The organism is Arthrobacter sp. TJ-238, from assembly GCF_058269215.1.
In genome coordinates, this window is record NZ_JBZCNH010000002.1 from 488,896 (window position 1) to 515,894 (window position 26,999).

Sequence of the window (26,999 nt, forward strand, 5' to 3'; positions counted from 1 at the left end):
CGTGCCGGCTACCCCACGATCCAGGGGACGTGCCGGCTCACGTCGCTGAGCTCCGGGGGAGCGGCACGGAAATAGTCGTCGGTCAGGTACTCGTCCACGCCGAGGATCGCGAGGTCGTGACCGGCCCCTTCGACGGCGCCGTCGAGGGCCGTCGTGGACACGCAGACCGCCGTGCCGACGTCGACGAGTACGCGCGTCCGGCCCTCGCCGATCAGGGGACGGCCGGGCGCGGCGGGCTCGTAGGAGGCGTTCGGGGTGACCGTGGCGGCGAGGACCGGGCGGCCCGCGAACGACTCCTCCGCGATGTCCGCCAGCTCCACGCGGTTCGCGCCCGGGGCCATGGACACCGGCGCGTTGCCTGCCAGCTCGACCGGGTCCAGCATGGACGACCAGCGCGGATCACCGAACACGGCCTCGCCGTAGGCGGCCTCGGGTCGACGGCGCACGAGCCCGGCGCCGTCGTACACGGGCGTGACGAGGCGGGGCGCCACGAGCCACGACTTCCGCGTGGCGCTGACGTACAGCGCGTCGCGGGATCGTTCGTTGCCCGTGGTGGAGTGCAGCAGCGTGCCGTCCGCGGCCTCGACGCGCAGCGCGGCCGGGCGGCGGAGCCAGGCGCTCAGGGGCGGGGAGGTGTCGAGGCCCTGGTCGGACGGTGCCCGCCAGGCGATTGTGAAGCGCAGGGTCTCCCAGCGCCAGGGGGAGGAGCGGCAGAGGGAGCGGAAGGTTTCCTCCGGTATGGACGCGGAACTGGTGCTGCGCTGGCCCGACATTTCCACAGTGTAACCGGCGCCCCGTCGGCCGGTCAGGGCCACGGGCGTAGCGTGGGGGCGTGACCGCCGTGCTCGCCGACTACCTGGCGCAGGAGCCCCTCGCCTTCGCCCTGCTCGCGGCCGCCCTGCTGGGCTTCGTGACGGTGGGCGGGTGGCTCGGCGTGGTCGACTGGCGCACGCACCGGCTGCCCGATCGGATCGTCCTGCCCGCCTACCCGGGGGCCGCGCTCCTGCTCGGGCTCGCGGCCGGGGTCGCGGGTGAGTGGCACCGGATCCTCGGGATGCTCGCCGGCGGGGCCGTGCTCTGGCTGGGGTTCGGGGCGCTGCACCTGCTGTCCCGGCGAGGGCTCGGCTTCGGGGACGTCAAGCTCGCGGGACTCCTGGGGCTCTACCTGGGCTTCGCGGGAGGTGCCGCGCTGTGGTGGGGTCCCTTCCTCGCCGTCGTGCTCGGCGGCCTGTGGAGCCTCGCGCTCGTCCTGACAGGCCGGGCCACGCCCGCCTCCTCGGTGGCGTTCGGGCCGTTCCTCATCGGCGGGGCGGCCCTGGCGCTCGCTGTACTAGCCTGAAGAGCGTGCCTACACCCGAGTTCGTCGTCGCGCTGCGCGAGAAGATCGGCCACGACCCGCTGTGGCTGCCCGGCGTCGGGGGCGTGGTCCTCGACGACGACGGGCGCGTGCTCCTCGGGCAGCGCGCGGACAACGGCCGCTGGGCCATCATCACGGGCATCGTCGATCCGGGCGAGCAGCCGGCCGTCGCGCTGCGCCGGGAGGTGGAGGAGGAGACCGGCGTCGTCGTCGAGGTGGAGTACCTGCTCGCCACCGGCGTCGACGGTCCCATGACCTTCCCCAACGGCGACGTGTGCACCTTCCTGACCCTCGACTTCCGGTGCCGGTGGGTGAGCGGCACCGCGCGCGTCAACGACGACGAGTCCCTCGACGTCCGCTGGTTCCCGCTGGACGCGCTGCCGCCCCTCAAGCCACGGCACCTCGCGCTGATCCGGCAGGCGGGGACGTCCGACGGCGTGACCCGCTTCGAACGCTGACGCCGTTGCCGGGCCGCTGACGCCGCCGGCCCGGTGACGGGCTCGGGGAGTGCCCGAGGTCAGGACCCGGGTCGCTCCGAGGACCCGTCGCGCGGCCCCGCGAGCCGGGTGTCGGACGGCGCGGCGGCGACGGCCGCTCCGGACTGCCGTGCAGCGGCCGCCGCTGCGGTCTGCTCCCGCTCCAGGCGGTCCGCTTCCTCCCCGCCGATCGCCTCGCCACGCGCCACCATGCCCGAGGTGTCGGACAGCGGGATCTCCCGCAGCAGGAGCGCGAGGACCAGGGCGATCACGAGGAACGGGACGAGGTAGAGGAACACGGGAGCCAGTGACTCGGCGTAGTCACTCACGACGGCCTCCCGCAGCTGGTCGGGCAGTGCGTTCAGTGCCGCGGGGTCGAGGGTCGAGGTCGCCTGGCCTGCTGCCTCGGGGCTCGCACCGGATGCCGCGAACGTCTCCCGCAGCCGCTCGGAGAGGCGGCTGGTGAAGATCGCCCCGAACACGGCGACGCCGAGCGACGCACCGACCTCGCGGAAGTAGTTGTTGGTGCTCGTCGCGACACCGACCATGGTCGGTGCCACCGAGTTCTGCACCACGAGGACGATGACCTGCATGATGAGGCCGAGCCCCGCGCCGAAGAAGAACAGCATGGTGCAGATGACCCAGATGGGGGTGTCGGCGGTGAGCGTGGACATCCAGAGCAGCGTGGCCAGCGTCAGCGAGACACCGATGATCGGGTACTTCCGGTACCGGCCCGTGCGGGAGATCGCGATGCCGGAGAAGATCGACGTGCCCATGAGCCCCACGATCATGGGGACGAGCAGCAGACCGGAGACGGCGGCCGAGGTGCCGGAGGCCATCTGGAGGAAGGTCGGCATGAAGGCGAGCGCGGCGAACATGCCGAGGCCGAGCGTCAGGCCGATGCCGGTGCTGGTGACGAAGGTGCGGTTGCGGAAGAGCTCGAGCGGGATGATGGGATCCTCCGCCCGGCGCTCCACCATGATGAAGGCGACCGCCGCGAGGACCATGCCGGCGCCGAAGCTCCAGGTGAGCGGCGAGGTCCAGCCCTCGGCGGCGTCACCGCCGAAGTCCGTGAAGAAGATGAGGCACGTCGTGGCGATCGACAGCAGGACGACGCCGGGGATGTCGATGCGCCTGGTCGCCTTCTTGGACGGCAGGCGCAGGGTGAACCAGGCGATGGCGAACGCCGCGATGCCGACCGGGATGTTGATGTAGAACGCCCAGTTCCAGGTCAGGTGGTCCACGAAGTAGCCGCCGAGCAGCGGGCCCGCGACGGCGCTGAGGCCGAAGATGCCGCCGAGGGGGCCCATGTACTTGCCGCGCTCGTTGGCGGGCACGATGTCCGCGATGATCGCCTGGGACAGGATCATCAGGCCGCCGCCGCCGAAGCCCTGGATGGCACGGAACACCACGAAGGCCCAGAAGTCGGTGGCGAAGGCGCAGCCGATGGACGCGACGGTGAACAGGGCGATGGCGAAGAGGAAGAGGTTGCGGCGCCCGAGCACGTCACCGAACTTGCCGTAGATCGGCATCACGATGGTGGTGGCGAGCAGGTATGCCGTGGTGATCCACGTCTGGTGCTCGACGCCGCCGAGCTGGCCCACGATGGTGGGCATGGCGGTCGAGACGATGGTCTGGTCGAGGCTGGAGAGCAGCATCCCGGCGATGAGTGCCGAGAAGATGATCCAGATGCGCTTCTGCGTCAGGAGGAGCGGGCCCTCCGGCGCCGTCGTTGTACTCATGCCGGTTCCTGGTTCTGGGATGCGGGGAGGTCGCGGGGGACCCCCGGGGACGATGGGAAGAGAAGGCGGAGCGCGTCGATGTTGCGGCGGATGACCTCGGGGTAGCTCAGTTCGTTCTCGTCGGCGAAGAACTCGTCGAGGGACCGGCGGGCGAGACCGCCCAGCACGAACGTGGCCACGCGGGGCAGAGGATGGTCCGCGGGCAGGCCCTCCCTCGCGATGATGAGGTCGACCAGCAGCTGGGACTTCGCCTCTGCGCGGGCGAAGAGGCGGTGCATGAGCTGCGGCTCCCGGTGCAGGACGGCGGACATCAGCTCGTACTCCTCGCGGGAGATGGCCAGCCGGTCGCCGAACTCCGCGAAGAGGTCGGTGAGCGCGTCGATCAGCGGGGTGGGTGGATCGGCGCGTCCCGACAGGACGAAGGCGTCGAGAACCGGCTGCGTCAGCTCCTCGTCGGTGGAGCCGATGACGGCGTCCTCCTTCGAGGGGAAGTAGTTGAAGAAGGTGCGGCGCGAGATGCCGATCTCGTCGCAGAGCTGCTCGACGGTGAATCCGCCGATGCCGTGCCCGAGCGTCAGCCGGCGGGCCGCCGCCACGAGGGACGAGCGTGTCTGGCGGCGCTTGCGCTCCCGCAGCCCCAGGTCGTCGTTTCTTGCACTGTTCTGCACGGAGTACATATTTGCACTATGAGGTTGTGAGTGCAAATTCCCTCGGGATGGAAGAAGGGCGTACCCGGTACGGGTACGCCCTTCCGGAACGGCGGGAGGTGCGGGTGTCAGGCCTTCGGAGGACGCGTCATCGAGAGCACGTCGAGGGCGGAGTCCAGCTGCTCCTCGGTCAGTTCGCCACGCTCCACGAAGCCGAGCGCGATCACGGCTTCACGCACCGTGAGCCCCTCGGCGACGGCCTTCTTCGCGATCTTGGCCGCGTTCTCGTAGCCGATGTGCTTGTTGAGCGGCGTGACGATCGACGGGGAGGCCTCGGCGAGGAAGCGTGCGCGCTCGACGTTGGCGGTGATGCCGTCGATCATGCGGTCGGCGGATACGCGCGTCGAGTTGCTGAGCAGGCGGATGGATTCGAGCACGTTGCGGGCGATCACGGGGATGCCGACGTTGAGCTCGAACGCGCCGTTGGTGCCGGACCACGCCACGGTGGCGTCGTTGCCGACCACCTGGGCGCACACCATGATGACGGCCTCTGCGATGACGGGGTTGACCTTGCCCGGCATGATCGAGGATCCGGGCTGCAGGTCGGGGAGCGCGATCTCGCCGAGGCCCGTGTTGGGGCCGGAGCCGAGCCAGCGCAGGTCGTTGTGGATCTTGGTGAGCGAGACGGCGATGGTGCGGAGCATCCCGGAGACCTCCACGAGGGAATCGCGGTTCGCCTGGGCCTCGAAGTGGTCCCGCGCCTCCGTGAGGGGCAGTCCCGTGTCCTCGGCGAGGAGCTCGATGACGCGGGCGGAGAAGCCGGCCGGGGTGTTGATGCCGGTCCCGACGGCGGTGCCGCCGAGAGGCACCTCCGCCACGCGCGGCAGGGAGGCCTCGATGCGCTCGATCCCGTAGCGGACCTGGGCCGCGTAGCCGCCGAACTCCTGGCCGAGGGTCACCGGTGTGGCATCCATGAGGTGGGTCCGGCCGGACTTCACCACCGTGCTGAACTCCTCGGCCTTGCGCTCCAGCGCCTCGGCGAGGTGCGCCAGCGACGGGATGAGGTCCTTCACGAGGGCGGAGGTCGCCGCGACGTGGACGGAGGTCGGGAAGACATCGTTGGAGGACTGCGACGCGTTGACGTGGTCGTTGGGATGCACCGTGGTGGTGCTGCCGGCCGCCTCGAGCGCCCTGCTCGCGAGGGTGGCGATGACCTCGTTGGTGTTCATGTTCGAGGACGTGCCGGAACCGGTCTGGTAGATGTCGACGGGGAAGTCGCCGTCGTACCGCCCCGACGCGACGTCCTCGGCCGCCGCCTCGATCGCCCGGGCGCGCTCCGCGTCGAGCACGCCGAGCTCTGCGTTGGCGGTGGCCGCGGCCTTCTTGATGCGGGCGAGCGCCTCGATGTGCGCGCGCTCGAGGGTGGTGCCGGAGATCGGGAAGTTCTCGACGGCGCGCTGCGTCTGCGCACGGTACAGGGCGTCGACGGGAACCCGCACCTCGCCCATGGTGTCGTGTTCGATGCGGTACTCAGGGCCGGCTGCAGGCGTGGAAGTCATGCGGCAATTCTCGCCTTCAGTCCTTCGGCGTGCCAAATCCCGACACGAGGACGGCCCTGCCCTCGTCCAGGCGGTAGGAGACGCCGATGACGGCGGTGTCCCCGCCGGCGACGGCATCCGCGATGACGCGGGAACTGTCCACCAGCCGGTGCGCCGTCTGCCGCGTGTGCTCGACGACGGTCGCGTTCACATCGGTCACGCCGGCCCGGCGCGCCGTGAGGACCGACGGTGTGATGCGCTCCACGAGGTCGCGGATGAACCCGACCGGCATCTCCCCGGTCTCGACGGCGTTCATGGTCGCCGTGACCGCGCCGCAGCTGTCGTGGCCGAGCACCACGATCAGCGGCACGCCCAGGACGCTGACGCTGTACTCGAGCGAGCCGAGGACGGCGTCGTCGATCACCTGGCCGGCTGTCCGCACCACGAAGACGTCCCCGAGGCCGAGATCGAAGATGATCTCCGCCGCCAGGCGCGAGTCCGAGCAGCCGAAGATGACGGCGAACGGGTTCTGGTCGTTCACGAGGGCGGTGCGGCGGGAGGCGTCCTGGTTGGGGTGGGAGACGTCGGAGGCGACGAACCTCGCATTGCCCTCCTGGAGGCGGAGCCACGCGTCGGCCGGGGTCAGTTGCTGGGTCACGCCGCCCACTGTACTGGTCCGGCGCCGGTCCGCACGTGTCGGGGCGGATCCGGACCGGGCCGCACCTGCCGTGGAGCTCAGGCGCCGTCCGCGCCGGCAGATGCGAGGCGCTCTGCCTCCTCGGCCGCGTTCTGCCGTACGTCCTCGACGACGGCGGTCCCCGCGGTGTCGAACTCGGAGAGCGTCGCCTCCCCGTCGAGGATCACCGTGGCGCCGTCGACGTCGGCGGTGAGCACGGTGTCGCCGTCCGACGCATCGAGCAGCTCCCACTCGAGGCCGCCGATGGTGCGGGTGCCGGAGACCTGCGCATCACCGATGCGCTGGGCCACCCAGGTGGGGTTGGCGTCGTCGGTCTGGGTGAGCTGGATGAAACCGGCGTCCGAGGTCAGGAACCCGACCTCCCAGAAGTCCACGCCGTCGCTGCGGCCCGTCACCCAGCGCGCGTAGTTCGAGGACCAGCCCTCGGGCAGGGCCGGTGAGGCGGGGAGGTAGCCGGCGTCGCCGGCCGCCTGACGCGCGATGGTCGAGACGTCGATGTCGCGCCGGTAGGTCTCCGCCGTGTACGTGGGGTTCAGGAAGTAGACGGGGAGCACGACGGCGATCGTCGCGCCCGTGGCGATCAGCATGCCGCGCGCTGTCGCGCTGGTGCGCTTGGCCTGGTTGGGGGTGAGGGTGATGGGTGGCGCGTCGTCGTCCAGCTCCGCCTCGGGGCCGGGGGTCCGCTCGTCGCTCTGATCGCTCACCCCTCCATTTTCGCTGATGCTGCCCGTGCCGCCTAACCGGAGCAGCCCGTACGGGCCGATGCGTCGGCAGCATCACAGGAACAGCAGCGCGCGGCGCGCCTATGATGGCAGCACGGCACCATCGGGCCCGCGGGGACCCGACCACCTTCGACGATGAGGATCGACGTGTCCCAGAACGCCAGCAACGCCCAGTACTCCACCCTCTCACCGGCGCTCGCCGTCGGGGACGACGAGCCGGACCGGAACCTCGCCCTCGAACTCGTCCGCGTCACGGAGGCCGCGGCGATCGCCGGCGGTCACTGGGTGGGCTTCGGCGACAAGAACCTGGCCGACGGCGCCGCCGTGGACGCGATGCGCTCGCTCCTGCAAACCGTCCACTTCAACGGCGTGGTGGTGATCGGCGAGGGTGAGAAGGACGAGGCGCCCATGCTCTTCAACGGGGAACGCGTGGGCGACGGCAGCGGCCCCGAGTGCGACGTCGCCGTCGACCCCATCGACGGCACCCGCCTGACGGCCCTGGGCATCAACAACGCGCTCGCGGTGCTCGCCGTCGCCGAGCGCGGCTCGATGTTCGACCCGTCCGCCGTCTTCTACATGGAGAAGCTCGTGACCGGCCCCGAGGCGGCCGACATGGTGGACCTGCGCCTGCCCGTGAAGCAGAACCTGCACCTCATCGCGAAGGCCAGCGGCAAGAAGGTCAGCCAGCTCAACGTCATGATCCTCGACCGCGACCGGCACAAGCCCCTCGTCGAGGAGATCCGCGCCGCCGGGGCGCGCACCAAGTTCATCATGGACGGCGACGTCGCCGGAGCCATCGCCGCGGCCCGCGAGGGCACCGACGTCGACGCCCTCATGGGGATCGGCGGGACCCCCGAGGGAATCGTGGCGGCCTGCGCCATCAAGTCCCTCGGCGGCGTGATCCAGGGCCGCCTGTGGCCCACGAGCGACGAGGAGAAGCAGAAGGCCCTCGACGCCGGCCACGACCTCGACCGCGTGCTCTCGACCGACGACCTCGTCACGAGCGACAACTGCTACTTCGCCGCCACCGGCATCACCGACGGCGACCTGCTGCGCGGCGTGCGGTACAGCAAGGACAAGGTCCTCACCCAGTCCATGGTCATGCGCTCCAAGTCGGGCACCATCCGCGTGGTCGACGGCGAGCACCAGGCCCACAAGTGGGAGACCTACGCCCGCGTCAAGGACTAGGGCGCCCACCCCTATAGGCTGGTCGGATGAGTCTTTCCGTGTCGCCCTGTTCCGACCGCGCCCGGTGGGACACCACCGTCGATGAGCTGGGCGGGCATCCCCAGCAGCTGTGGGGGTGGGGGCAGACGAAGGCGGCGCACGGCTGGAGCGCCGATCGCGTGCTCGTCGCCGAGGACGGCGTCGTGGTGGGCGCAGCCCAGCTCGTGGTGCGGTCCCTCCCGCTGCCGCTGCGGAGCCTCGCGTACATCCCGCGCGGACCCCAGGCCGCGGAGGGCCGGGAGATCGAGGTCCTCGCGGCGATCGCCGGGTACGTGCGCGAGGCCCACGGCTCGGTGGCGCTGTCGATCGAACCGGACTGGGATGCCGCCGACGACGTCGTGACGGCGCTGCCGGCCGCGGGCTGGAGGCGGAGCACCAACACCATCCTCATCGGGCGGACCCTCATCCTGGATCTGAGCCGCACGGAGGATGAGCTGCTCGCCGACATGACGAAGAAGCACCGCCAGTACATCCGGAAGTCCGGCCGGGAGGACCTCTCGCTCCGCCGCGTGCTGCGGAGCGAGATCCCGGCCTGCCTCGACGTCTACCGGCTGACCGCCGAGCGCGCCGGGTTCGGCATCCACGAGGACTCCTACTACCTCGACATCTTCGACAACCTCGGCGACGCCTCGCCCGTGTACGCGGCGTTCCAGGGCGACGACGTGGTCGCGTTCCTGTGGATCTCCGCGACGCACACGACCTCCTTCGAGCTCTACGGCGGCATGACCGAGGATGGCGAACGGCTCCGCGCCAACTACGCGCTGAAGTGGTTCGCCATCCGGGAGATGAAGGCGCGCGGCGTGACCCGCTACGACTTCAACGGCCTTCTCAACGACGGCGTGTCCCGGTTCAAGATGGGCTGGGCGCAGCACGAGGACCAGCTCGCCGGCAGCTGGGACCTTCCGCTCTCCCCGTTCTACCCGGTGTTCAGCCGGGCCCTGCCCCTCGCCAAGCGCGGCATGCAGCTCGCGCGCCGGCAGGCCGGCCGCGCGGTCGGCGCGGTGCGGCGGGTGCGCGGCTAGCGGCGGTTCCTACAGCGACGGCATCGCGCCGCCGACCGTGACGGCGAACGCCAGCACGGGGCCGTCCGTCGCCCCGTGCCCGTTGGCTGCCGGGCGGACGACGAGCGGTGCCTCCGACGCGCCCACGAAGGCGCTGCCGCCCCGCGGCACCATGAGCGTGGAGTTCGGGGTGTCGAGCAGGATCGGTCCGCTGACGGCCAGGACCACAACGGGCCCGTTCTGCACCACGGGGACGTGCGCGGGTGTGAGACTCTCGCCCGCAGGGAGGGGTCCGCGCGGATCGTCGTCCCCGCCGGCGCTCTCGCCCGGCTCGCCCGCGGGACCCGCCGCGGGGTCCGAGAGCTCGATCCGCTGGAGCTGGAACTCGTCGAACGGCGGCCGGTAGAGCTCCTGGTCGAGGAGCGTGGTGTCGGGCGTCAGCGCCGGGGGAGCGAGCGGCTCGAAGACCACGGTGGCGAGCAGCTCCCCGGTGTCCACGTGCTTGGGCGTGAGGCCTCCCCGCAGGACGTTGTCCGAGGATGCCATGACCTCGATGCCGAGCCCGCTCAGGTACGCGTGGATGTTCCCGGCCGGCAGGTACAGGGCCTCCCCGGGGCGCAGCGACACACGGTTGAGCAGCAGGGCCACGAGGACGCCGGGATCGCCCGGGTACTGGCCCGAGAGCTCGGCGATGGTGGCGAGGTCGCCGGCGACGGAGTCTCCGGATCCCGTCCCGTCCCGGCGCGCTGCGGCCTCGACCTCGTCGACGACCCCGCGCGGGGCCTCGAGCAGCAGCGTGAAGGACGATCGCAGGGCCGTGTCGTCCCCCGAGGCGAGGTGCGCTGCGACGTCCTCGAGCAGGGCATGGGCCGGGGAGCCGGGCGGAACGGCGGCGGCGAGCACCGTGAACACCCCGGCGGCCTCGGGCAGGGGCCGGAACCCGCAGAGGGCCTCGAACGGCGTCAGGGCGTAGATCATCTCGGGCTTGTGGTTCCGGTCCCGGTAGTTGCGGTGCGCCGCGTCGCGGGGCACACCTGCGGCCTCCTCGGCGTCGAACCCCGCGGCCGCCTGCTCCAGGCTCGGGTGCACCTGCAGGGACAGCGCGGAGCCGGCTGCGAGCACCTTTAGCAGGAACGGCAGGCGGTTCCCGAACCGCCCGGCCACCGACTCGCCGAGCAGCCCCGAGGGGTCCCGCTCGATCAGCTCGTGCAGGCTGTCCCGGGCGCCGTCGGGGTGGACCACGTGCGACGGCGAGTCGGGGTGGGCCCCGATCCACAGTTCGGCCTCCGGGCCGCCGGAGGGCTCCCGGCCGAGCAGGTCGGCGATGGCGCGTTCCGATCCCCACGCGTAGGGGCGGAGGGTGTTGTCGAGGAGGTACATCGTGGTCGGTCCTTCGGCTGGTCGGGGTGGTGCGGGCAGCGGGTCAGGCGGGGGAGCACTGCCCGTTGTCGGCCAGCAGGTCGCCTAGGGTCGCGTCGTCGCCGATGGTGGCGAGCTCCTGCAGGTACTCCTCGGTGATGCCGTCGTCCGTCGCCTGCGCCGGGACCTGCGCCGGGACCACGACGCCCGCGCGTTCGAGCTGCAGCGGGGCGTCGGCCGCGGGGTCGGCCGTACCTTCAGCGAACATGCCCTGCACGCGCTCGTGGATGAGGTCGAAGTCCGGGTAGGTCACGAAGTTGTCCGCGGGGGTGCCGAAGTCCGGAGGGCCGATGATCAGGCGGCGGGTCTCCTGTCCCTGGGCCTTGAGGCCGAGGTCCACGAAGCTGGCCAGCTGGTCCTGGGGGATGTCCGTCTCGACGATCTGCGTGCCCGCGGCGGCGATCGACTGAAAGCGGGTGAGCACGGTGGCGGGGTCGAGCTGCGCGATCATGGCCTGCTGGACGCACTGCTGGCGGGAGATGCGGTCGTAGTCCGTCACGAACTCCCGCGACCTCGCGTACCAGAGGGCGTGGTACCCGTCGAGCGTCTGCACGCCCGGCTTGATCCAGCCGTCGGGCGGGTAATGGCGGATGGGGTCGGTGCCGGGGATCTCGGCGGCGGTGATCGGCACCCAGCCGCCGGCGTCGATCCTGATGCCGCCCATGGCGTCCACGAGCTGCTCGAAACCGTTCATGTCGACGAGGAGGTAGGACTGCACCTCGATCCCGAGCACGCCGCTCGCGGCGTCCATCATGGCCTCGGCTCCTGGGTCCGCGGCCCCCGGGTACAGGTCCGGGTAGCTCTGCGTGACGTCGGTGTAGAGGCTGTTGATGATGCAGGGGTCGCCGCAGTTGTAGCCGTCGGGGTAGACCTCCCAGAGCGGGGAGTCCTCGGAGAACCGGGCGTTCTGGAAGTTGCGGGGGATGCTGAACGTCACGGTCGCGCCGGTCTCGGCGTCCACGCTGATCACGGAGATGCTGTCCGGGCGCCGGCCCGTGCGGTCCTCGCCCGCATCGCCGCCCATGAGCAGGAAGTTGTACCGGCCGTCCACGGGGTCGAAGGCCGGGCCGGACTGGAAGATCGAGCCCACCGTCGACCGGCCGACGCCGAGCACGTAGGCGCCGTAGGCGAGCGATCCGCTGGTGAGGACCATGAGGAGCGCCAGGGCGCCGGCCACGAGGGGCCGGACGCGGCGCTCGAGCAGGGGCATCCGGATGAGCCGCAGCGTGTTGACGAACAGCAGCGCCCAGCCGATGGCGATGCCGAGGAGCACGACGATCAACGCGAGGGACCACCAGCGGTGGGTGACGAGGCCCACCGCGAGGGTGCGATCGGTGAGGGCGAGCACGAGCCCGAGCACGATCAGCGCCCAGCACGTGAACGTGGTCTTGAGGGCTCGTCGGCCGAGCCGCCGGTCGCCGGCGACGACCTGCGCGGAGCCCGGCAGCACGAGGGTCAGGGCCAGCAGGACGAACGCCCGCTTCGTGCGGACCTCGGGCGGCGCCGCCTCCGGGTAGCGGACGGGGTTGGTGAGTCCGGCGGAGCCGGTGGAGTCCGTGCCGATCACGCGGGTGCCGGTGATCACTCGTCGTCCGCCGTGGAGGCTGCGATGCGGGACCGCAGGGCGGCGCCCTTCTCCTCCGCGGTGGCCCGGAGGGCGCCGGCGAATTCGACGAGCTGCGCGCGGAGCATCGAGGCCTGGTCGTCGGACCCGGCGGCCAGGATGCGGACGGCGAGCAGCCCGGCGTTGCGGGCGCCCCCGATCGACACCGTGGCGACGGGCACGCCGGCGGGCATCTGGACGATCGACAGCAGGGAGTCCATGCCGTCGAGATAGCGCAGGGGCACGGGGACGCCGATCACGGGTAGCGGCGTCACGGAGGCGAGCATCCCCGGGAGGTGCGCCGCACCGCCGGCACCGGCGATGAGAACACGCAGGCCACGGTCGGCGGCCGTCCGCCCGTACTCGATCATGGCGTCGGGCATGCGGTGGGCGGAGACGACGTCGGCCTCGTAGGGGATCGAGAACTCGGCCAGCGCGGCCGCTGCAGCCTCCATCACGGGCCAGTCCGAGTCCGACCCCATCACGAGGCCTACCTGGGCGTTCGTCACTGCATTCCCTTCGGTGGAGTGTTCTCGGAGGAGGGCGGCTCCGTGCCGTCGCGCAGGATCGCGGCAACCCTCGAGGCCCTTGCGCGCACGGCGTCGAGCGGCTCCCCGGGAGCCGCCAGCGCGTTCACATGGCCGATCTTGCGGCCGGGACGTACGCCCTTGCCGTAGAAGTGCACCTTAGCGGACGGACCTGAGGACAGGGCCGACGGGTAAGCCGAGTAGATGTCGGTGTTGGACCCGCCGAGCACGTTCTTCATGACCGCGTGCGGGGCCACGGCGTGCGTGGCACCGAGCGGCAGGTCGAGCACCGCCCGGAGGTGCTGCTCGAACTGGCCCGTGGCGGCACCGTCCATGGTCCAGTGCCCGGAGTTGTGCGGGCGCATGGCGAGCTCGTTGATCAGGTACCCGGCTCCGGCACCGGGGGTCTCGAACAGCTCCACCGCCATCACACCCGTGACTCCCAGTCGTTCGGCGAGACGCAGCGCGGCTGCCGTGACGGCGTCGGCGACCGCGTGGGGGAGATCCGGGGCGGGCGCGAGGACCTCGTCGCACACGCTGTCCACCTGGATGGATTCGACGACCGGCCACGTGACGGCGTCGCCGGACGGGCGCCGCGCCACGAGTACGGAGAGTTCACGGCTGAAGGGCACGAACTGCTCGACGAGGAGCTCGCCGCCGGTGAACCACGACGCGGCGGCGGTGAGGCCCCCGCGGTCGCGCACCACGAGCACGCCCTTGCCGTCGTACCCGCCGCGCGGCGTCTTCAGGACCACGGGCCACCCGACGGCATCCGCGAAGGCCTCGACGTCGGCGGTCGTCCGCACGGCCCGCCAGGCGGGGTTCGGCAGGCCGAGGTCCTCGACCGCCTGCCGCATCACGAGTTTGTCCTGGGCGTGGCGAAGGGCCCGCGGCGCGGGGTGGAGGGCGACGCCGTCGCGGGCGAGTTCCTCCAGCAGTTCGCCGGGCACGTGCTCGTGGTCGAAGGTCACCACGTCGACGCCCGCGGCGAAGGCGCGCAGCGTGCCGAGGTCACGGTAGTCGCCGACCTCGGCGTGGGCCACGGCAGCCACCGCGGAGACGTCCGGGCCCTCGGCCAGGACGCGGAGTTCGAGGCCGAGTTCGACGGCGGGACCGGCCATCATCCGGGCCAGCTGGCCGCCGCCGATCACGCCTATCACGGGAAAAGTCACCGTTACAGCGTACCCACGGCGCCGTCCCGGCCCGCCATCCGCCGGGCGTGGCCCCGCCCTTCCGGTCACATTTCCGGGAAGCTCCCAGGGTGCCGGCGGGGGATCGGCGACGCGGCAGCGGGGCCGACACCGTAAAATAGGGTCGAAACACGCCATGCAAAGGTCAGCCGGGGTGGGTTGCGCTGCCGGCTCCTCCCGCGGTTCGTCCTGCAGTCGCCGGGAGACATGCGCCCTGCGGCGGCGTTCGGACCCGACCGCGGAGGTAAGCAGTGGCAGGACTCATGGACAGGCTCAGGGGCCTCGCATCCCTCTTCTGGCGGGAGGTGGCGAAGTTCGGCGCCGTCGGAGGCGTGGCCTTCGTGATCGACAACGGGCTGTACTGGTACCTGATCCACGGGCCCATGAGCGGCAGCGAGGTCAAGGCGCGCTTCGTCTCGGCGGGCGTCGCCACGGTCTTCGCGTGGGTGGCGAACCGCTACTGGACGTTCCGCCACCGCCGACAGCCCAATGCGGCCCGCGAGCTCGCCATGTTCGTCTTCATCAACGTGATCGGCATGGGCATCGCCGCAGGCTGCGTGTGGGTCGCGAAGTACGCCTTCGACGTCACCGAGCCGGGCGCCCTGTTCGTCGTCGGTATCTTCGGCACGGTGCTCGCCACCCTCGTGCGCTTCGTGGCCTACCGCTTCTGGGTGTTCAACGTCGAGCTCGACGCCGAGCCCGAGTTCAGTCACGACCAGGAGCTCCTCCACCCGCGGACCGACGCGCTGCGCCAGCAGGCCGCGACGGCGCCCGCGGAGGCGAAGGAGACGCCGGCACCGGGTGCGCCGGGTGCACCGGGTGAGCCGGTCAGGCAGTCCCCAGCCGGCCCGTGACGCGCTCGCCGGTCAGCAGGCGATCGGTGACCGGCAGGCCGTCCTCGACGAGCACGAGCACGCCGCCCTGCGCCCAGACGGCCAGCGCCGCGGCGAGGGTCCGCTCGAGGCCGGCTCCCGGCTCCAGCAGCAGGGTGGGCCCATCCGTGTCGGTGTCACCCGGGGCCGCCGGCAGTGTGACGGTGTCCAGCAGGTCCTGCGCCGTCAGGGTCCGGACGCCCGCCTGCAGCAGGGGGGCGTCGTCGTCGACGGACTGCCCCTGGTAGACGTCGCCGTGCGACCGCACTTCCGCGGCGAAGTCCACGGCCCCCCGGGGTAGCGGCCCGTCCCAGCCCAGGGCGAGTGAGCCGAGCGCCACGCAGACCAGCAGGCCCGACGGTGCGGCCTGCGGATCGGGGCGCGAGGACAGGACGATGTCCGCGTCGGGCGGGGAGGCCGTCTCCTCCGGCAGGACCACGAGTGAGCCGACCTGCCAGCAGGCGAACGCGAGGGCGAGGGACTTCCAGTGCGGGGGCAGGTCGAGGGCGATCCGGCTGGTGTCGGTCGCGTCGAGCTCGTCGACGAGGAGGTTGCTGCTCTTCGCCACCCAGTTGTCGAACACGCGTCCGGACAGCTCGATCCGGCCGTCCTGTCCGTGCCAGACCAGGCGGGGGGAGGAGGGGTTGACGGACCTCATGGTGGACAGGATGCGTGAGGGTGGCTGTGGCATGATGGGCTTCCGGCTCGGTCGGAGACTACTTGGACGCGCCGACGAAGACAGGTAGTGGAGTCGGCGTGGCGCTCGTGATTCTGCGGTAGCGAATCTATATCATCCGCCCGACCGCTTGACGAAAATCGACTTACACCCGTGTAATTAGACATCGGATTGGTTCCAGCAGCGGGGCGCGAGGGTCGACCCATGCTGATGTTGGAACCGAAACACCGGAAGGGTTTACTCATGGGGCAGGCAGAACGCACTCACGCACGACCAGATATCGCGGCGCAGGCATCAGCGCGCTACGGATCGAGGGGCGTTCCTGCCGACTGGTTCCTGGACCCGGCCGATCCCCTGGCGGGCGAGCGCTACCGGGAAACCCGGTCCCCTCTCGAAGATCAGGCCACTGTCTTCCTCGCCGCCCAGGAGGCGCTCGCAGCACTCCCCGACGTGGACGGACCCAGCAGCCTCCTCGTCCTCCCGACCGTGGCTCCCGGGTCCTACGGCATCCTGCCCGGCGTGCACGAGGATGCCCGCCCGGCTCCCGCCGGCCGGCCCGGCTGGCCCGGCCAGCCCATGGCCCCCGGGAACGTCGACGACGACGGCGAACTCTCCTGGCAGGCCGACGCCCTGTGCGCGCAGACCGATCCCGAGGCCTTCTTCCCGGAGAAGGGCGGATCGACCCGCGACGCCAAGAAGGTCTGCGGCTCGTGCATGGTGCGATCCGAGTGCCTCGAGTACGCACTCGAGAACGACGAGCGCTTCGGTATCTGGGGCGGACTCTCGGAGCGCGAGCGGCGCAGGTTGCGGAAGCGAGCGGTCTGATTCCGCTGCCCCTTCGCGTCACCGCCGTTGTCGTAGCCCACAACGGCGCCGCGTACCTTCCCACCACCCTGGAAGCACTGCAACGCCAGACCCGCCGGGCTGACATCTGCGTCGGCGTCGACACCGGGTCCACCGACTCCTCGGCCTCCATCCTCCAGCTCGAGCTGCCCACGGGCAGCCCCGTGGTGGGGGCTCCCGCCCGGGCCGGTTTCGGCACTGCGGTGCGGACGGCCGTCGCGGAGATCCCCGGCCGGGGCGGCACCGGGGACACGACGGACTGGCTCTGGCTCCTCCATGACGACTCCGCGCCCGAGCCCGGGGCGCTCGCCGAACTCCTCCTCGCCGTCGAGCGTGCACCCTCGGTGACCATCGCCGGGGCCAAGCAGGTGGGCTGGGACGACCGGCGCGCGCTGGTGGACGTGGGCCTGTCCATCAGCAGGTGGGCCGAGCGGCTCACGCTCATCGACGTCGGGGAGCACGACCAGGGGCAGTACGAGGCCCGCAGCGACATGTTCGCTGTGAACTCCGCCGGCATGCTGGTGCGCCGCGACGTCTGGGACGCCCTCGGAGGGTTCGACCCCGCCCTGCACGGTGTGGGCGACGACGTGGACCTGTGCTGGCGCAACCGCCTCGCCGGGAACCGCGTGGTGGTGGTGCCCGCCGCCGTGATGCGTCATGCCACAGCCAGGCCCCATCCCGTCTCCACGCCGCGTGCCGCGCGCGCCGCCGAGGTGTACCTCCGGCTCAAGCACGCCGCGCCCCTGAACGTCCCGTTCCTCGCGGTCGGCGCCGTCCTCGGAGGGCTGGGCCGGCTCCTCCTCGGCCTGCTGGCGAAGGACCCGGCGCACGGCACGGGCCAGCTGCTCGGCAGCCTCGCCGGGGTCAGCCGCCCCCTGCAGCTCTGGCGCTCGCGCCGCTCCGCCGCGCGGACCCGGCAGCTGCCGCGCTCGATCGTCCGCTCCCTGGTCACGTCACGGCGCGAGGTCTGGTCCCACCGCAGGTCCGTGGTGGACGCGTTCACCTCGCGCGGCGCGCAGGCCGGCTCCCACGGGCTGCAGGACGCGGAGGAGTACATCCCGTCCGGGGACAGCAACGACGACTTCACGGCCCTCGCCACTCCCGCGCGCCTGTGGGTCGGCGCCGGGGCGGTGCTCGCCGCCGTCGTCCTCCTCGCCGCCGGCCTCACGGGCCTGCACCGGCTCGTCGGGGCCGGTGCCCTGGCAGGCGGCGCGCTGCTGCCGGCCTCGGAGACCCCGGAGGCGATCTGGGCGAACGCGACCACCTGGTGGACGGGCCTCGGCACCGGGTTCGCCGCCCACGGCTCCCCGTTCTCCTACGTCCTCTGGCTCCTGTCCCTCCTCGGGTTCGGCTCGGCGAACACGATGATCGTGATCACGGTGGTCTGCGCGCTGCCGCTGGCGGGACTGTCCGCGTGGATCGCGGCCGGCGCGCTGACGCGCTCGCGCGGCCTCCGGCTCTGGGCCGCCTTCTTCTGGGGTGCCGCACCCGCCCTCCAGGTGGCCCTCGGCAGCGGTCGCCTGGGAGCGCTGATCGCCCACCTCCTGCTGCCCCTGGCACTGCTCGGGGTGGTCCGCGCGGTCGGTGCCGCCCTGCCCTCGCGGACACTGCCAGACGGCGTGCTCACGCCGGGCGTCAACGGCAGCCGCAGCTGGACCGCGGGTGCCTCCGCAGGGCTCGTCCTCGCGATCGTCACCGCCTGCGCGCCGTCCCTCCTCGTGGTGGTCGTCGCAGCGCTCGGAGTCGCGCTGATCGTCGGCGGACGCAGGGCCCGTACGCTCTGGTGGACGCTCCTGCCCGTCGTCGCGCTCCACCTGCCGTACGCCCTGTCCGCGGTGCGCGCACCCCGCGGGATCCTCGGCGATCCCGGGGTGCCCGCGCCCTTCGACCCTGCGGCTCCCTGGCAGCACCTCCTCGGGTTCCCCGTGTCCTTCGACCCCCTGCTCCCACCCGCCGCGGCCGGCTTCCTGGGCGCCGGGCCGTGGTCGCTCGTCGCCGCCGTCCTCATCGGCGGCCCCGTCGTCGTGCTCGCCGCCGCAGCCCTCTTCTCCCGCCGCAGCCGCGGGCGTGTCGTGCGCCGGTCCTGGCTGCTCGCCGTCCTGGCGCTCGCGGTGGCGGCCATGACGCCCGTCCTCCCCGTGGCGCTCGGCACCGGGTCGTTCATCCCGGTCTTCCCGGGCCCGCTGGTGTCCGTGGTCGCCCTCTGCCTCCTGGCCGCCGCGCTGTCGCGTCTGCCAGGGCGCGACGACACGGCGCCCGCCCCGCGCCCCGGGGCCGGCCGCCGCTCCCTCCGCCTCGCTGGCGGACTCGTCCTCGCCGTCGGCCCGCTCCTGAGCCTCGGCCTGTGGCTCACCCCCGAGCTCACGGGCCCGCCCGCAGCGGTCGCCGAACCCGTGGTCATCCCCGGAACCCCCGTCGAGGAGGCCTCCGATGCCGGGCAGGGCACCACCGACTTCGGCACGGCCGTGGGACTCGACCCCGTGGCTCAACGCCCGCTGCCGGCAACAGCCGCGGACCGCGGCAACGGACCGGACCGGACGCGCACGCTCGTCATCTCGGTCGACGACGACGACACCGTGGCGGCCTCCCTCATGCGCGGATCCGGGACCACCCTCGACGCGCTGAACCCGGTCTACGCCGCGCGCACCCTCCAGGGCGGGCAGGACGTCACGCCCGCGGACGACAGCGCCTCCGCCCGGACCCTGCGCACCACCGTCGCGGTGATCGTCGGCGCGAGCGGCGCTGATCCGCGCAGCGACCTCCGCGATCTCGGCGTCGGGTTCGTGGTCCTGCAGCAGTCCGGTACCGCCGGCGATTTCCTCGGCAGCCGGATCGACTCCGTGCCGGGCCTCACCGCCGTGGGCGATACCGACGCCGGACGCCTGTGGCGCGTGGCCGCCGCCACCCTCGACGACGGGACGGAGGACGCGGGCGACCGCACGGCACGCGTGCGGGTGGTCGACGCCGACGGCCGGACCGAGGCGATCGTCCCGTCCTCCGCGGTCCTCGCCGAGGGCACCGTCCCTCCCGGCGCGGAGGGCAGGAAGCTCGTCCTGGCCGAGGAGGCCGACCCCGGGTGGCAGGCGAACCTCGGCGGAGAACGGCTCGACGCCGCATCCGGCGGCTGGCAGCAGGCGTTCGACCTGCCCACAGCCGGCGGCGACGTCACGGTGTCCTTCGTCAGCCCGTTCCAGCCGTGGGCCGAGGGAGTCCAGGCGGTGCTCCTCGCGCTCACGGTCCTCCTGGCCATCCCGCTGCCGTCGCGTCCGCGCGTCGAGCGGCCCAAGGACGGCCGCCGCCCCCAGACGCCCCCACCCGGGCCGTCGCAGGACGCCACGACCCGCGCGGACGACGGCGCCCGCGACGACGACCTGCAGCCCGTGACCAGTGGAAGTAGCCCGATGTGATGTGGGGACGCAAGCGGAAGCCGCTGCAGCACGAGGCGGGGACTCCTCCGGAGACTGCCGTCGGGCCGGAGCCCGCCATGGCGCCGGAGCCCGCCGCGCGGGAGATCGACGAGCCCGTCGTCGAACCGACGACGGACGCGGACGCTTCAGCTCCCGACGCCGCCGGTGCCACCGGTGCCGCCCGTGCCGCCGGTGCCACCGGTGACGCCGACGCGGCCGTCGCCGCTCGCGCCGTCGCCCGTGACAGGGCCGCGACGGGCGGCGCCCGCCGTGCGCGCCTGGGTGGTGCCGTCGGTGCCGCGACGGGCGTCCTGCTCCTCGCGGCGACTGCCGCCATCTCCTCCGGGACCGTGACGGACCCCCTGGTCCGGTCCGTGGCGACCGACCTCCCGGTACCGGCCGCCGCCGTGCCCGCCGGCGACTACACGGCCGTCTGCCCCGCCCCGCCCCGCCTGCTCGAGGCCGCCCCGGAGGGTGCCGATCCTGAGTTCGGCCCCGCGTCCGCGACGGCCAGGACCACCGTCGCCGCGGTCGTGCTGAGCGACCTCAGTGCCACGCTGACCGGCAGCGGGCTGCTGCCCGTGGGCACCGGCGCGCCGCTGTCGATGATCAAGGAATTCGCGCCCGAGGCGTCCCTCACCGCAGAAGGCCCCGCCAGTAGCGGTGCGGACGGTCTGACCAGCCGGGTCGCCGGGGTCACCCGGACCATCGCGGTGGACGCCCCGTCGCTCTTCCGTGCACAGCCGCAGGGCGGACTCACCCCGGTGGCCGCGGCGACCTCCACGTACACCGCCACCGACGGCGATCTCCGAGGGCTCGCCGCCACCGGCTGCCAGGCGCCGTCGAACGACTTCTGGCTCCTCGGCGCCTCCACCACGGTGGGGGCCTCCGCCGTCCTCACCCTGACCAACCCGACCGGGACGCCCGCCACCGTGACCCTGGAGCTGTTCGGCCAGGACGGACCCCTCGAGGCCGTCGGGACCCGGGGCCAGCTCGTCGCGCCGGGCGAGACCCGGCGGATCGTCCTCGCGGGTCTCGCCGGCAACCAGGACCAGGTGGCGGTGCGCGTCCGCAGCGACGGCGGACGCGTGACGGGCGTCATCCAGCAGAGCCTGCTGCGCGGCCTCACCCCGGGCGGCGTGGAACTGCTCTCCCCGACGGCGGCCGCCGGCGTCACGCAGGTGGTGCCCGGCGTCGTCGTGCAGGACGCGGCGACGGCACGGCGCATCCGCGAGCAGGAGGGCTACGGCACCGCGGCCCCCGCGCTGCAGGTGCTCGTCCCCGGGTCCAGCGACGCCGTGCTGGACATCAAGGTCTACGGGCCCGACGGCGTCGTGGACCTGCCCGGCGGAGGAGTGGCGACCGCCGCAGCAGGCTCCGTGATGAGCGTCCCCCTCACCGACCTGCCGGAAGGCATCTACACGATCGCCGTGACCTCGGACGTCGCCGTGGTGGCGTCGGCGCGCGTCACCCGCGGCATCGACGGCGGCGGGAAGCCCGTGGACTTCGGAGGGGCACCGTCCGCGGTCCGTCTGGGTACCGATCATGCGATGGCCATGGCCGAGGGCGTGGACGCGGCCCTCGTGCTGGGTGCACCGAGCGGCAGGGGAGAGGTCACCCTGACCCCCGTCGCCGCGGACGGCGCGCTCGGTGACCCGGTGGTGATCGGCATCGCGGGCGGCACCTCGGTCACCGTGCCGGCGTCCGCCCTCGGCAGGGCTCCCGCCGGCGTCCTCATCGATGCGACGGGGGATCCCGTCTACGGGGCGCAGGTCATGACCCTTTCCGGCGCGGTCGCCGGTATCGCGGTGGCGAGCGTCCCGCCCGGCGCCACGGGCCCGCAGAGCATCCCGGTGGAACTCCGGTACTGATTCCGGTACGGGCGGCGCCCGCCTCGGATCCCGCTCAGGCCTGGGAGCGTCCGTAAGCCGGGTCGACGGCTTCCGGCGCGAGACCCATCAGTTCGGCGGTCTGCTCCACCACGACGTCGTGCACCAGTTCGTTGACCGGGAGCACGGACCGTGCGGCCATGAGCACCGGGTGGCGGTAGATGGTGATGACGCCGGGCCTGCCCGGCGCGGCGGGGGAGCAGGACCCGAGGAGGCCGCGGAGCGTCTCGGGCGTCATGTCCTCGAGGCCGTCGGGGATCTCCTGCACCACGATCTGGAGGTCCTGGATGCGCTCGCCCCAGAGGCGCTCGAGCCGCTGCGCGGACTCCATCACCCAGTCGTCGAACTGCTCGGACCGGGACCGGGATGCCGGCAGGTGCTGCGGGAGGAGCTCGCCGCGCATGCCCCGACCGCGGCGGTTGCGCCGGCGTTCGTAGAAGGACCGTGCCGGACGTCCTCCCGTGGACGAGGGATCGGTCAGCTCGACCGAAAAACTGGAAGCATCCTGCATGTAAAGACTCTAAGCCTTGATCCTCTCCGCCGCACGCGCGAAAGGGGACACCACAGCAAGAAGCCGGGGGATGCAAAGGGGTGGCCGGTGCGCGTCCTGCGGGTGGCCGGGGCCGAAGCCCGGTAGGCTTGCCGATCGTGGGATCACTCCGTCAATGCTCCAGATCCGCCTGCCAGCGGCCGGCCGTGGCCACCCTCACGTATGTCTACGCGGATTCGACGGCGGTCCTCGGCCCTCTCGCGATGTACGCGGAGCCCCACACCTACGACCTGTGCGCGGTGCACGCGGAGCGCCTGACCGTGCCGCGCGGCTGGGAAGTGCTCCGCCTGACGCTCCCCGATGTCGTCCCCGAGCACAACTCGGACGACCTGCTCGCACTCGCCGACGCCGTGCGGGAAGCGGCCGCGGAGCCGGCCGTGGAGCAGCCCACGGGCAAGCGCGGCAGCAAGGCCCCCATGGAACCGCCGGCCGGCGTCACGGGCCCCCGGCGCGGACACCTGCGCATCCTCCGCGAACCCTGATGCACCCGCCCGGGTCGGGCCCGGCAGCGCGCCCGCGGTAGACTTGGGGTGCACAATTCCGTCCCTCCCGAGCGAAAGCGTCCCATGGCCAACCTCCCAGCACGGCTGCTCGACGTCCTCCGCTGCCCCGTCACCGGGTCGAAGCTCGTGCAGGAGGGCGCCGCCCTCCGCGCTACGGCGGCCGGGCCCGACGGCGAGACGCCCACCTACGGACTCGACGAAGGCATCCCGGTGCTCCTCCGCGCCGAACTACTCGACGGCGCGGCCCCCACCCGATAGGGCCGCTCCCCGCACCCCGACCTACAGGCAGGTACAGCACAATGTTCGACTACAAAGTCGCCGACCTCTCCCTCGCCGAGGCGGGGCGCCACCAGATCCGCCTCGCGGAGCACGAGATGCCCGGGCTGATGGCCCTGCGCCGCGAGTACGCCGAGGTCCAGCCCCTCGCGGGCGCGCGGATCGCCGGATCCCTCCACATGACCGTGCAGACGGCCGTCCTCATCGAGACGCTCACCGCCCTCGGCGCCGAGGTCCGCTGGGCGTCGTGCAACATCTTCTCCACGCAGGACGAGGCCGCGGCCGCCGTCGTCGTCGGCAACGGCACCGTCGACGAGCCCGCCGGCGTCCCCGTGTTCGCGTGGAAGAACGAGACGCTCGAGGACTACTGGTGGACCGCCACGCAGATCCTCACCTGGCCCGGCCAGGCCGAGGGCCTCGGTCCGAACATGATCCTGGACGACGGCGGGGACGCCACCATGCTCGTGCACAAGGGTGCCGAGTTCGAGGCGCTCGGCGCGGTGCCGGCGAACCCGCAGGAGGGCGACGCCGACTACTCGCACGAGTACACGGTGTTCCTCGACACGCTGCGGGCCACCATCGAGTCCGAGCCGCAGAAGTGGACCGCCATCGCCGCCGGCATCCGGGGCGTCACCGAGGAGACGACCACGGGCGTGCACCGCCTGTACCAGCTCGCCGCCCAGGGCAAGCTCCTGTTCCCGGCGATCAACGTCAACGACTCCGTCACGAAGTCGAAGTTCGACAACAAGTACGGCATCCGCCACTCCCTGCCGGACGGCCTGAACCGTGCCACCGACGTCCTGATCGGCGGCAAGGTGGCCGTCGTGTGCGGCTACGGGGACGTCGGCAAGGGCGCGGCCGAGGCCCTCCGCGGTCAGGGCGCCCGCGTGATCGTCACCGAGATCGACCCGATCTGCGCGCTGCAGGCCGCCATGGACGGGTACCAGGTCGCCAGGCTCGAGACGGTCCTCGGACAGGGTGACATCTTCATCACCACCACCGGCAACAAGGACGTCATCATGGCCCGCCACATGGCCGGCATGAAGCACCAGGCGATCGTCGGGAACATCGGCCACTTCGACAACGAGATCGACATCGCCGGACTGGCCCGCATCCCCGGCGTCGAGAAGATCGAGATCAAGCCGCAGGTGCACGAGTGGGTCATCCCCGCCGACGAGGCCGGGGGAGTCGCGGAGCACTCGATCATCATGCTCTCCGAGGGCCGCCTGCTGAACCTCGGCAACGCCACCGGCCACCCGTCCTTCGTCATGAGCAACTCGTTCGCGAACCAGACCATCGCCCAGATCGAGCTCTACACGAAGTTCGAGCAGGAGGACGCGGAGGGCAACCGCGAGTACGAGGACGACGTCTACGTGCTGCCGAAGATGCTCGACGAGAAGGTGGCGCGCCTGCACCTCGACGCCCTCGGTGTGGAGCTCACGGAACTCACCAAGGGCCAGGCGGAGTACCTCGACCTCGACGTCGCCGGGCCGTACAAGCCCGAGCAGTACCGCTACTAGGGGATCCGTCCCGGTCCTCGCCGGCCGCTGCCGGTCTCCCGCAGGCAGCGGCCGGATCGTTGCCGAAACAGCCCGCTGCCTGCGCGGCGTCGTCGGACCCGTCGCGTAGCATCGCACGGGAAAGCTACATGGAGGGCAGACGCATGCGCATGAAGCAGGAGTCGGGCAAGGACGCGGCGCGCCGCAGGGGCTGGAAGATCGCGGCCGTCGGCGCGGCTGCGGTCGTCGTGGTCGGAGGCGGCGTGGGGATCGCCACGGCGTCGCCCTGGAACGATGCAGCGTCCCCGTCATCCGCGCCGTCGTCGTCGCCCGCGGCCAGCCAGGATCCGAAGGCAGAGCCGGCGCCGGCGGCGACCGGCGCTCCTGCCGGCGAGTACACAGTGGGTCTGACACCCACCGACCAGGCCTACGCCGTCAACCCGGCCACCCCCGCCGCGATCACGGTCGAGGGTGCCACGCTCGACGCCGTCGAACTGGCCCCGCGTGCCGGCGGCACAGCCGTACCGGGCACGCTCTCGGAGGACGGTACCAGCTGGACCGCCACGGAGCGGCTCGCGTTCGACACCGAGTACACGTTCTCCTACACCGTCCTCGATTCCGCCGGCCGGCCGCAGCGGGAGACCGCCGGCTTCACGACCGTCGAACCCGCCAACGAGGCCGATGCCTCGATGTTCCCGCGCGACGGGAGCACCGTGGGCACGGGGCAGCCCCTCGAGTTCACCTTCAGCGAGCCCGTCACCAACCGGGACGCGGTGGAGAAGGCCATCACGGTGACGAGCACCAGCGGCCAGGCGGGTGCCTTCTACTGGCTGTCGGACACGAAGGTCCGGTACCGTCCGGAGACGTTCTGGGCCCCGAACAGCACCATCACGGTGGCCTCGAACCTCTTCGGCGTCGATTTCGGCAACGGCATGATCGGCAACGCCGACACGGCGATGACCGTGAAGACGCACAACACGCGCCTCGCCGTCGTCGACAACACCACCAAGATGATGAACGTGTACCTGGACGGCAAGCTCGACAGGACGTTCCCCATCACCCTCGGCACGGAGGAATGGCCCTCCACCGAGGGGTACATGGTGGTGATGGAGCACTACGAGACCACCAAGTTCACGGCGGAGTCCATCGGGCTGAAGCCCGGAGACCCGGCCTACTACCCGCCCACGGTCGTGAACCACGCGAGCCGGCTGAGCAACGGCGGGGCGTTCGTCCACGAGGCGCTGCCTGCGGCGCAGGTGGCACTGGGCAGCATCAACGTCTCCCACGGCTGCATCGGGATGTCGCCCGAGGGCGCGGAGTACTTCTACAACACCTTCGGCCCGGGTGACGTGGTGCAGATCCTCAACACCGGCTACGGCCCCATGTACGTGTGGGACGGCTTCGGCGACTGGAACGTGCCCTGGACCGAGTGGGTCGGCCAGCCCTAGGGCTGCCTGGGAGGTTCGAGGCCCGAGGGCTCCGCGCGCCGGCCGAAGGGCAGCGTGTGGAGCCTTTTCGCTGTCGCCTCGGTGCGCTCGCGCTGCCGCATCATCGCCGTGTAGTCGCGGTCGCGGCGTGCGGCGATGACGGCGTGGAGGAACTCCTCGGGGTGCGTCGAGACGGGCGGCGGCGGAGAGACGTGGTGGCTCGCCTCGGCGGCGAGGTCGAGGGACAGGGCGTGCCGCGCCTGCGGGGTCAGCCTCGGCGCCTGGGCGAGGAACTGCGACATGCGTCGGGCGAGGGCGTCGGGCAGGCGGCCGATGTCCGCCGTCGCGGCCCACGGCTGCAGCGCCGGCGGCATGACGGCGAGTGCGCGCGGCCTGGCGACCACGCGCTCCCGCATCGCGTAGGTGCCCGCGAGCAGGTCGCCGAGACGCTTGGACCGCTCGTTGAACAGGGACACGAGGAACGCCAGCGACCCGCCGAGCATGTAGATCTCGAAGACCGCGAGCATCCCGCGGATGAAGGCGTGGCGGAAGCGGATGGCGCCGCCGTCGTCGCGCACGATCCGCAGCCCCATGACGAGGCGGCCGAGCGACTTGCCGCGTGTGAGGGTCTCCACGGTCACCGGCACGACGACGAGGAGGAGGACCACCATGACGAGCAGGAGCGCCGTGGTGAGCGCCGGGTCGAGCGCCCCGCCGAAGACCCTGCCCACCAGCAGTACGAGCAGCACCGCGGCGATGACCTGCGCGATGATGTCGATCAGGACGCTCAGTCCGCGGGCGGCGAAACCGGCCGGCTTGAGTTCGAGGACGACGGCCTCGCCGGTGACGACTGGATTCATGTGTTCCCTCTGATCGGCTGGATGCGACGGAGCCAGCCTATCGCCGGCACG

Annotated in this window: 25 protein-coding genes; 12 read left to right on the plus strand and 13 right to left on the minus strand. The window is 71.9% G+C overall.

The features are described from left to right. Window positions 1-8: 8 nt before the first annotated feature. Complete coding sequence (locus AC4D2O_RS05615; RefSeq protein ID WP_490905640.1) at window positions 9-773, minus strand: hypothetical protein; 765 nt, start codon at window positions 771-773, stop codon at window positions 9-11. A gap of 59 nt (window positions 774-832) precedes the next feature. Between AC4D2O_RS05615 and AC4D2O_RS05620 the strand changes: the two genes are divergently transcribed. After that, window positions 833-1,339: a prepilin peptidase gene (locus tag AC4D2O_RS05620; protein WP_490905642.1), complete on the plus strand. Its 507-nt coding sequence runs from the start codon at window positions 833-835 to the stop codon at window positions 1,337-1,339. A 5-nt stretch (window positions 1,340-1,344) separates the two neighbouring features. Beyond that, window positions 1,345-1,815, plus strand: a complete 471-nt coding sequence (locus AC4D2O_RS05625) for an NUDIX hydrolase (RefSeq protein WP_490905643.1) — start codon at window positions 1,345-1,347, stop codon at window positions 1,813-1,815. A 59-nt stretch (window positions 1,816-1,874) separates the two neighbouring features. On the opposite strand, the gene AC4D2O_RS05630 is transcribed toward AC4D2O_RS05625, so the two are convergent. From AC4D2O_RS05630 to AC4D2O_RS05650, 5 genes are all read right to left on the minus strand, one after another. Beyond that, on the minus strand, window positions 1,875-3,575 hold the full coding sequence (locus AC4D2O_RS05630; RefSeq protein WP_490905644.1) for an MDR family MFS transporter: 1,701 nt from the start codon (window positions 3,573-3,575) through the stop codon (window positions 1,875-1,877). Next, window positions 3,572-4,252: a TetR/AcrR family transcriptional regulator gene (locus AC4D2O_RS05635; RefSeq protein ID WP_490905645.1), complete on the minus strand. Its 681-nt coding sequence runs from the start codon at window positions 4,250-4,252 to the stop codon at window positions 3,572-3,574. The genes AC4D2O_RS05630 and AC4D2O_RS05635 overlap by 4 nt, the downstream gene beginning before the upstream one ends. Before the next feature lie 98 nt (window positions 4,253-4,350). Beyond that, window positions 4,351-5,781 (minus strand): class II fumarate hydratase, encoded by a 1,431-nt coding sequence (locus AC4D2O_RS05640; RefSeq protein ID WP_490905647.1) that lies wholly within the window; start codon window positions 5,779-5,781, stop codon window positions 4,351-4,353. Between the two features lie 16 nt (window positions 5,782-5,797). Then, the gene (locus AC4D2O_RS05645) at window positions 5,798-6,418 is read right to left on the minus strand and encodes a carbonic anhydrase (protein ID WP_490905650.1); all 621 of its coding nucleotides are present in this window, start codon (window positions 6,416-6,418) and stop codon (window positions 5,798-5,800) included. Window positions 6,419-6,495: 77 nt separating this feature from the next. Continuing rightward, window positions 6,496-7,161, minus strand: a complete 666-nt coding sequence (locus AC4D2O_RS05650; protein ID WP_490905652.1) for a DUF4245 domain-containing protein — start codon at window positions 7,159-7,161, stop codon at window positions 6,496-6,498. A 153-nt stretch (window positions 7,162-7,314) separates the two neighbouring features. On the opposite strand from AC4D2O_RS05650, the gene glpX reads away from it, so the two are divergent. Both glpX and AC4D2O_RS05660 read left to right on the plus strand, forming a co-directional pair. Further along, window positions 7,315-8,367, plus strand: a complete 1,053-nt coding sequence (glpX, locus tag AC4D2O_RS05655; RefSeq protein ID WP_490905653.1) for a class II fructose-bisphosphatase — start codon at window positions 7,315-7,317, stop codon at window positions 8,365-8,367. 26 nt (window positions 8,368-8,393) lie between these two features. Then, a complete protein-coding gene (locus tag AC4D2O_RS05660) occupies window positions 8,394-9,428 on the plus strand; it encodes a lipid II:glycine glycyltransferase FemX (RefSeq protein ID WP_490905654.1) in 1,035 nt (344 codons plus the stop codon). A 9-nt stretch (window positions 9,429-9,437) separates the two neighbouring features. Here AC4D2O_RS05660 and manA read toward each other — a convergent pair whose 3' ends face one another. Genes manA through AC4D2O_RS05680 form a run of 4 tightly spaced genes read right to left on the minus strand, consistent with a single transcriptional unit; the run spans window position 9,438 to window position 14,128 of the window. After that, window positions 9,438-10,787, minus strand: coding sequence for a mannose-6-phosphate isomerase, class I (gene manA / locus AC4D2O_RS05665; protein ID WP_490905655.1), 1,350 nt, complete (start codon window positions 10,785-10,787; stop codon window positions 9,438-9,440). A gap of 43 nt (window positions 10,788-10,830) precedes the next feature. Next, window positions 10,831-12,411: an LCP family glycopolymer transferase gene (locus tag AC4D2O_RS05670; protein ID WP_490905656.1), complete on the minus strand. Its 1,581-nt coding sequence runs from the start codon at window positions 12,409-12,411 to the stop codon at window positions 10,831-10,833. After that, a complete protein-coding gene (gene purE, locus AC4D2O_RS05675; RefSeq protein WP_490905866.1) occupies window positions 12,408-12,911 on the minus strand; it encodes a 5-(carboxyamino)imidazole ribonucleotide mutase in 504 nt (167 codons plus the stop codon). Before purE ends, AC4D2O_RS05670 begins: the two co-directional genes overlap by 4 nt. A gap of 23 nt (window positions 12,912-12,934) precedes the next feature. Further along, on the minus strand, window positions 12,935-14,128 hold the full coding sequence (locus AC4D2O_RS05680) for a 5-(carboxyamino)imidazole ribonucleotide synthase (RefSeq protein WP_490905657.1): 1,194 nt from the start codon (window positions 14,126-14,128) through the stop codon (window positions 12,935-12,937). Window positions 14,129-14,409: 281 nt separating this feature from the next. Here AC4D2O_RS05680 and AC4D2O_RS05685 point away from each other — a divergent pair, with 281 nt between their 5' ends. Next, window positions 14,410-15,000: a GtrA family protein gene (locus AC4D2O_RS05685; RefSeq protein WP_490905658.1), complete on the plus strand. Its 591-nt coding sequence runs from the start codon at window positions 14,410-14,412 to the stop codon at window positions 14,998-15,000. On the opposite strand, the gene AC4D2O_RS05690 is transcribed toward AC4D2O_RS05685, so the two are convergent. Beyond that, window positions 14,975-15,709: a TIGR03089 family protein gene (locus AC4D2O_RS05690; protein ID WP_490905659.1), complete on the minus strand. Its 735-nt coding sequence runs from the start codon at window positions 15,707-15,709 to the stop codon at window positions 14,975-14,977. The genes AC4D2O_RS05685 and AC4D2O_RS05690 overlap by 26 nt on opposite strands. A 228-nt stretch (window positions 15,710-15,937) precedes the next feature. On the opposite strand from AC4D2O_RS05690, the gene AC4D2O_RS05695 reads away from it, so the two are divergent. The 3 genes from AC4D2O_RS05695 to AC4D2O_RS05705 are packed head-to-tail and all read left to right on the plus strand — an operon-like array spanning window position 15,938 to window position 21,815. Further along, window positions 15,938-16,519, plus strand: a complete 582-nt coding sequence (locus AC4D2O_RS05695; RefSeq protein WP_490905660.1) for a WhiB family transcriptional regulator — start codon at window positions 15,938-15,940, stop codon at window positions 16,517-16,519. Then, window positions 16,423-19,944, plus strand: a complete 3,522-nt coding sequence (locus AC4D2O_RS05700) for a glycosyltransferase (protein WP_490905661.1) — start codon at window positions 16,423-16,425, stop codon at window positions 19,942-19,944. Before AC4D2O_RS05695 ends, AC4D2O_RS05700 begins: the two co-directional genes overlap by 97 nt. After that, window positions 19,944-21,815, plus strand: a complete 1,872-nt coding sequence (locus AC4D2O_RS05705) for a DUF5719 family protein (RefSeq protein ID WP_490905868.1) — start codon at window positions 19,944-19,946, stop codon at window positions 21,813-21,815. Before AC4D2O_RS05700 ends, AC4D2O_RS05705 begins: the two co-directional genes overlap by 1 nt. Before the next feature lie 34 nt (window positions 21,816-21,849). Here the strand turns inward: AC4D2O_RS05705 and AC4D2O_RS05710 are convergent, their stop codons facing one another. After that, a complete protein-coding gene (locus AC4D2O_RS05710) occupies window positions 21,850-22,344 on the minus strand; it encodes a metallopeptidase family protein (RefSeq protein WP_490905662.1) in 495 nt (164 codons plus the stop codon). 137 nt (window positions 22,345-22,481) lie between these two features. Between AC4D2O_RS05710 and AC4D2O_RS05715 the strand changes: the two genes are divergently transcribed. The 4 genes from AC4D2O_RS05715 to AC4D2O_RS05730 all read left to right on the plus strand — a co-directional run bounded on the left by AC4D2O_RS05715 (window position 22,482) and on the right by AC4D2O_RS05730 (window position 26,109). Further along, the gene (locus tag AC4D2O_RS05715) at window positions 22,482-22,865 is read left to right on the plus strand and encodes a DUF3499 domain-containing protein (RefSeq protein WP_490905663.1); all 384 of its coding nucleotides are present in this window, start codon (window positions 22,482-22,484) and stop codon (window positions 22,863-22,865) included. An 84-nt stretch (window positions 22,866-22,949) separates the two neighbouring features. Beyond that, window positions 22,950-23,144 carry a hypothetical protein gene (locus AC4D2O_RS05720; RefSeq protein WP_490905664.1) on the plus strand — a complete coding sequence of 65 codons (195 nt, stop codon included), beginning with the start codon at window positions 22,950-22,952 and terminating at the stop codon, window positions 23,142-23,144. 41 nt (window positions 23,145-23,185) lie between these two features. Then, a complete protein-coding gene (gene ahcY, locus AC4D2O_RS05725; RefSeq protein ID WP_490905708.1) occupies window positions 23,186-24,682 on the plus strand; it encodes an adenosylhomocysteinase in 1,497 nt (498 codons plus the stop codon). A 143-nt stretch (window positions 24,683-24,825) separates the two neighbouring features. Further along, window positions 24,826-26,109 (plus strand): L,D-transpeptidase, encoded by a 1,284-nt coding sequence (locus AC4D2O_RS05730; RefSeq protein WP_490905711.1) that lies wholly within the window; start codon window positions 24,826-24,828, stop codon window positions 26,107-26,109. On the opposite strand, the gene AC4D2O_RS05735 is transcribed toward AC4D2O_RS05730, so the two are convergent. After that, on the minus strand, window positions 26,106-26,948 hold the full coding sequence (locus tag AC4D2O_RS05735) for an RDD family protein (RefSeq protein WP_490905712.1): 843 nt from the start codon (window positions 26,946-26,948) through the stop codon (window positions 26,106-26,108). The two genes, AC4D2O_RS05730 and AC4D2O_RS05735, sit on opposite strands and share 4 nt — an antisense overlap. Between the last annotated feature and the right edge of the window lie 51 nt (window positions 26,949-26,999).

Bases quoted from the DNA above. Each gene is read 5' to 3' on its own strand.
- AC4D2O_RS05615 (WP_490905640.1), bottom strand. From the start codon at position 773: ATGTCGGGCCAGCGCAGCACCAGTTCCGCGTCCATACCGGAGGAAACC.
- AC4D2O_RS05730 (WP_490905711.1), top strand. From the start codon at position 24,826: ATGCGCATGAAGCAGGAGTCGGGCAAGGACGCGGCGCGCCGCAGGGGC.
- AC4D2O_RS05640 (WP_490905647.1), bottom strand. From the start codon at position 5,781: ATGACTTCCACGCCTGCAGCCGGCCCTGAGTACCGCATCGAACACGAC.
- AC4D2O_RS05685 (WP_490905658.1), top strand. From the start codon at position 14,410: ATGGACAGGCTCAGGGGCCTCGCATCCCTCTTCTGGCGGGAGGTGGCG.
- AC4D2O_RS05735 (WP_490905712.1), bottom strand. From the start codon at position 26,948: ATGAATCCAGTCGTCACCGGCGAGGCCGTCGTCCTCGAACTCAAGCCG.
- AC4D2O_RS05705 (WP_490905868.1), top strand. From the start codon at position 19,944: ATGTGGGGACGCAAGCGGAAGCCGCTGCAGCACGAGGCGGGGACTCCT.
- ahcY (WP_490905708.1), top strand. From the start codon at position 23,186: ATGTTCGACTACAAAGTCGCCGACCTCTCCCTCGCCGAGGCGGGGCGC.
- AC4D2O_RS05710 (WP_490905662.1), bottom strand. From the start codon at position 22,344: ATGCAGGATGCTTCCAGTTTTTCGGTCGAGCTGACCGATCCCTCGTCC.
- AC4D2O_RS05695 (WP_490905660.1), top strand. From the start codon at position 15,938: ATGGGGCAGGCAGAACGCACTCACGCACGACCAGATATCGCGGCGCAG.
- AC4D2O_RS05690 (WP_490905659.1), bottom strand. From the start codon at position 15,709: ATGCCACAGCCACCCTCACGCATCCTGTCCACCATGAGGTCCGTCAAC.
- AC4D2O_RS05660 (WP_490905654.1), top strand. From the start codon at position 8,394: ATGAGTCTTTCCGTGTCGCCCTGTTCCGACCGCGCCCGGTGGGACACC.
- AC4D2O_RS05635 (WP_490905645.1), bottom strand. From the start codon at position 4,252: ATGTACTCCGTGCAGAACAGTGCAAGAAACGACGACCTGGGGCTGCGG.
- AC4D2O_RS05630 (WP_490905644.1), bottom strand. From the start codon at position 3,575: ATGAGTACAACGACGGCGCCGGAGGGCCCGCTCCTCCTGACGCAGAAG.
- glpX (WP_490905653.1), top strand. From the start codon at position 7,315: ATGAGGATCGACGTGTCCCAGAACGCCAGCAACGCCCAGTACTCCACC.
- AC4D2O_RS05720 (WP_490905664.1), top strand. From the start codon at position 22,950: ATGGCCAACCTCCCAGCACGGCTGCTCGACGTCCTCCGCTGCCCCGTC.
- manA (WP_490905655.1), bottom strand. From the start codon at position 10,787: ATGTACCTCCTCGACAACACCCTCCGCCCCTACGCGTGGGGATCGGAA.
- purE (WP_490905866.1), bottom strand. From the start codon at position 12,911: ATGGGGTCGGACTCGGACTGGCCCGTGATGGAGGCTGCAGCGGCCGCG.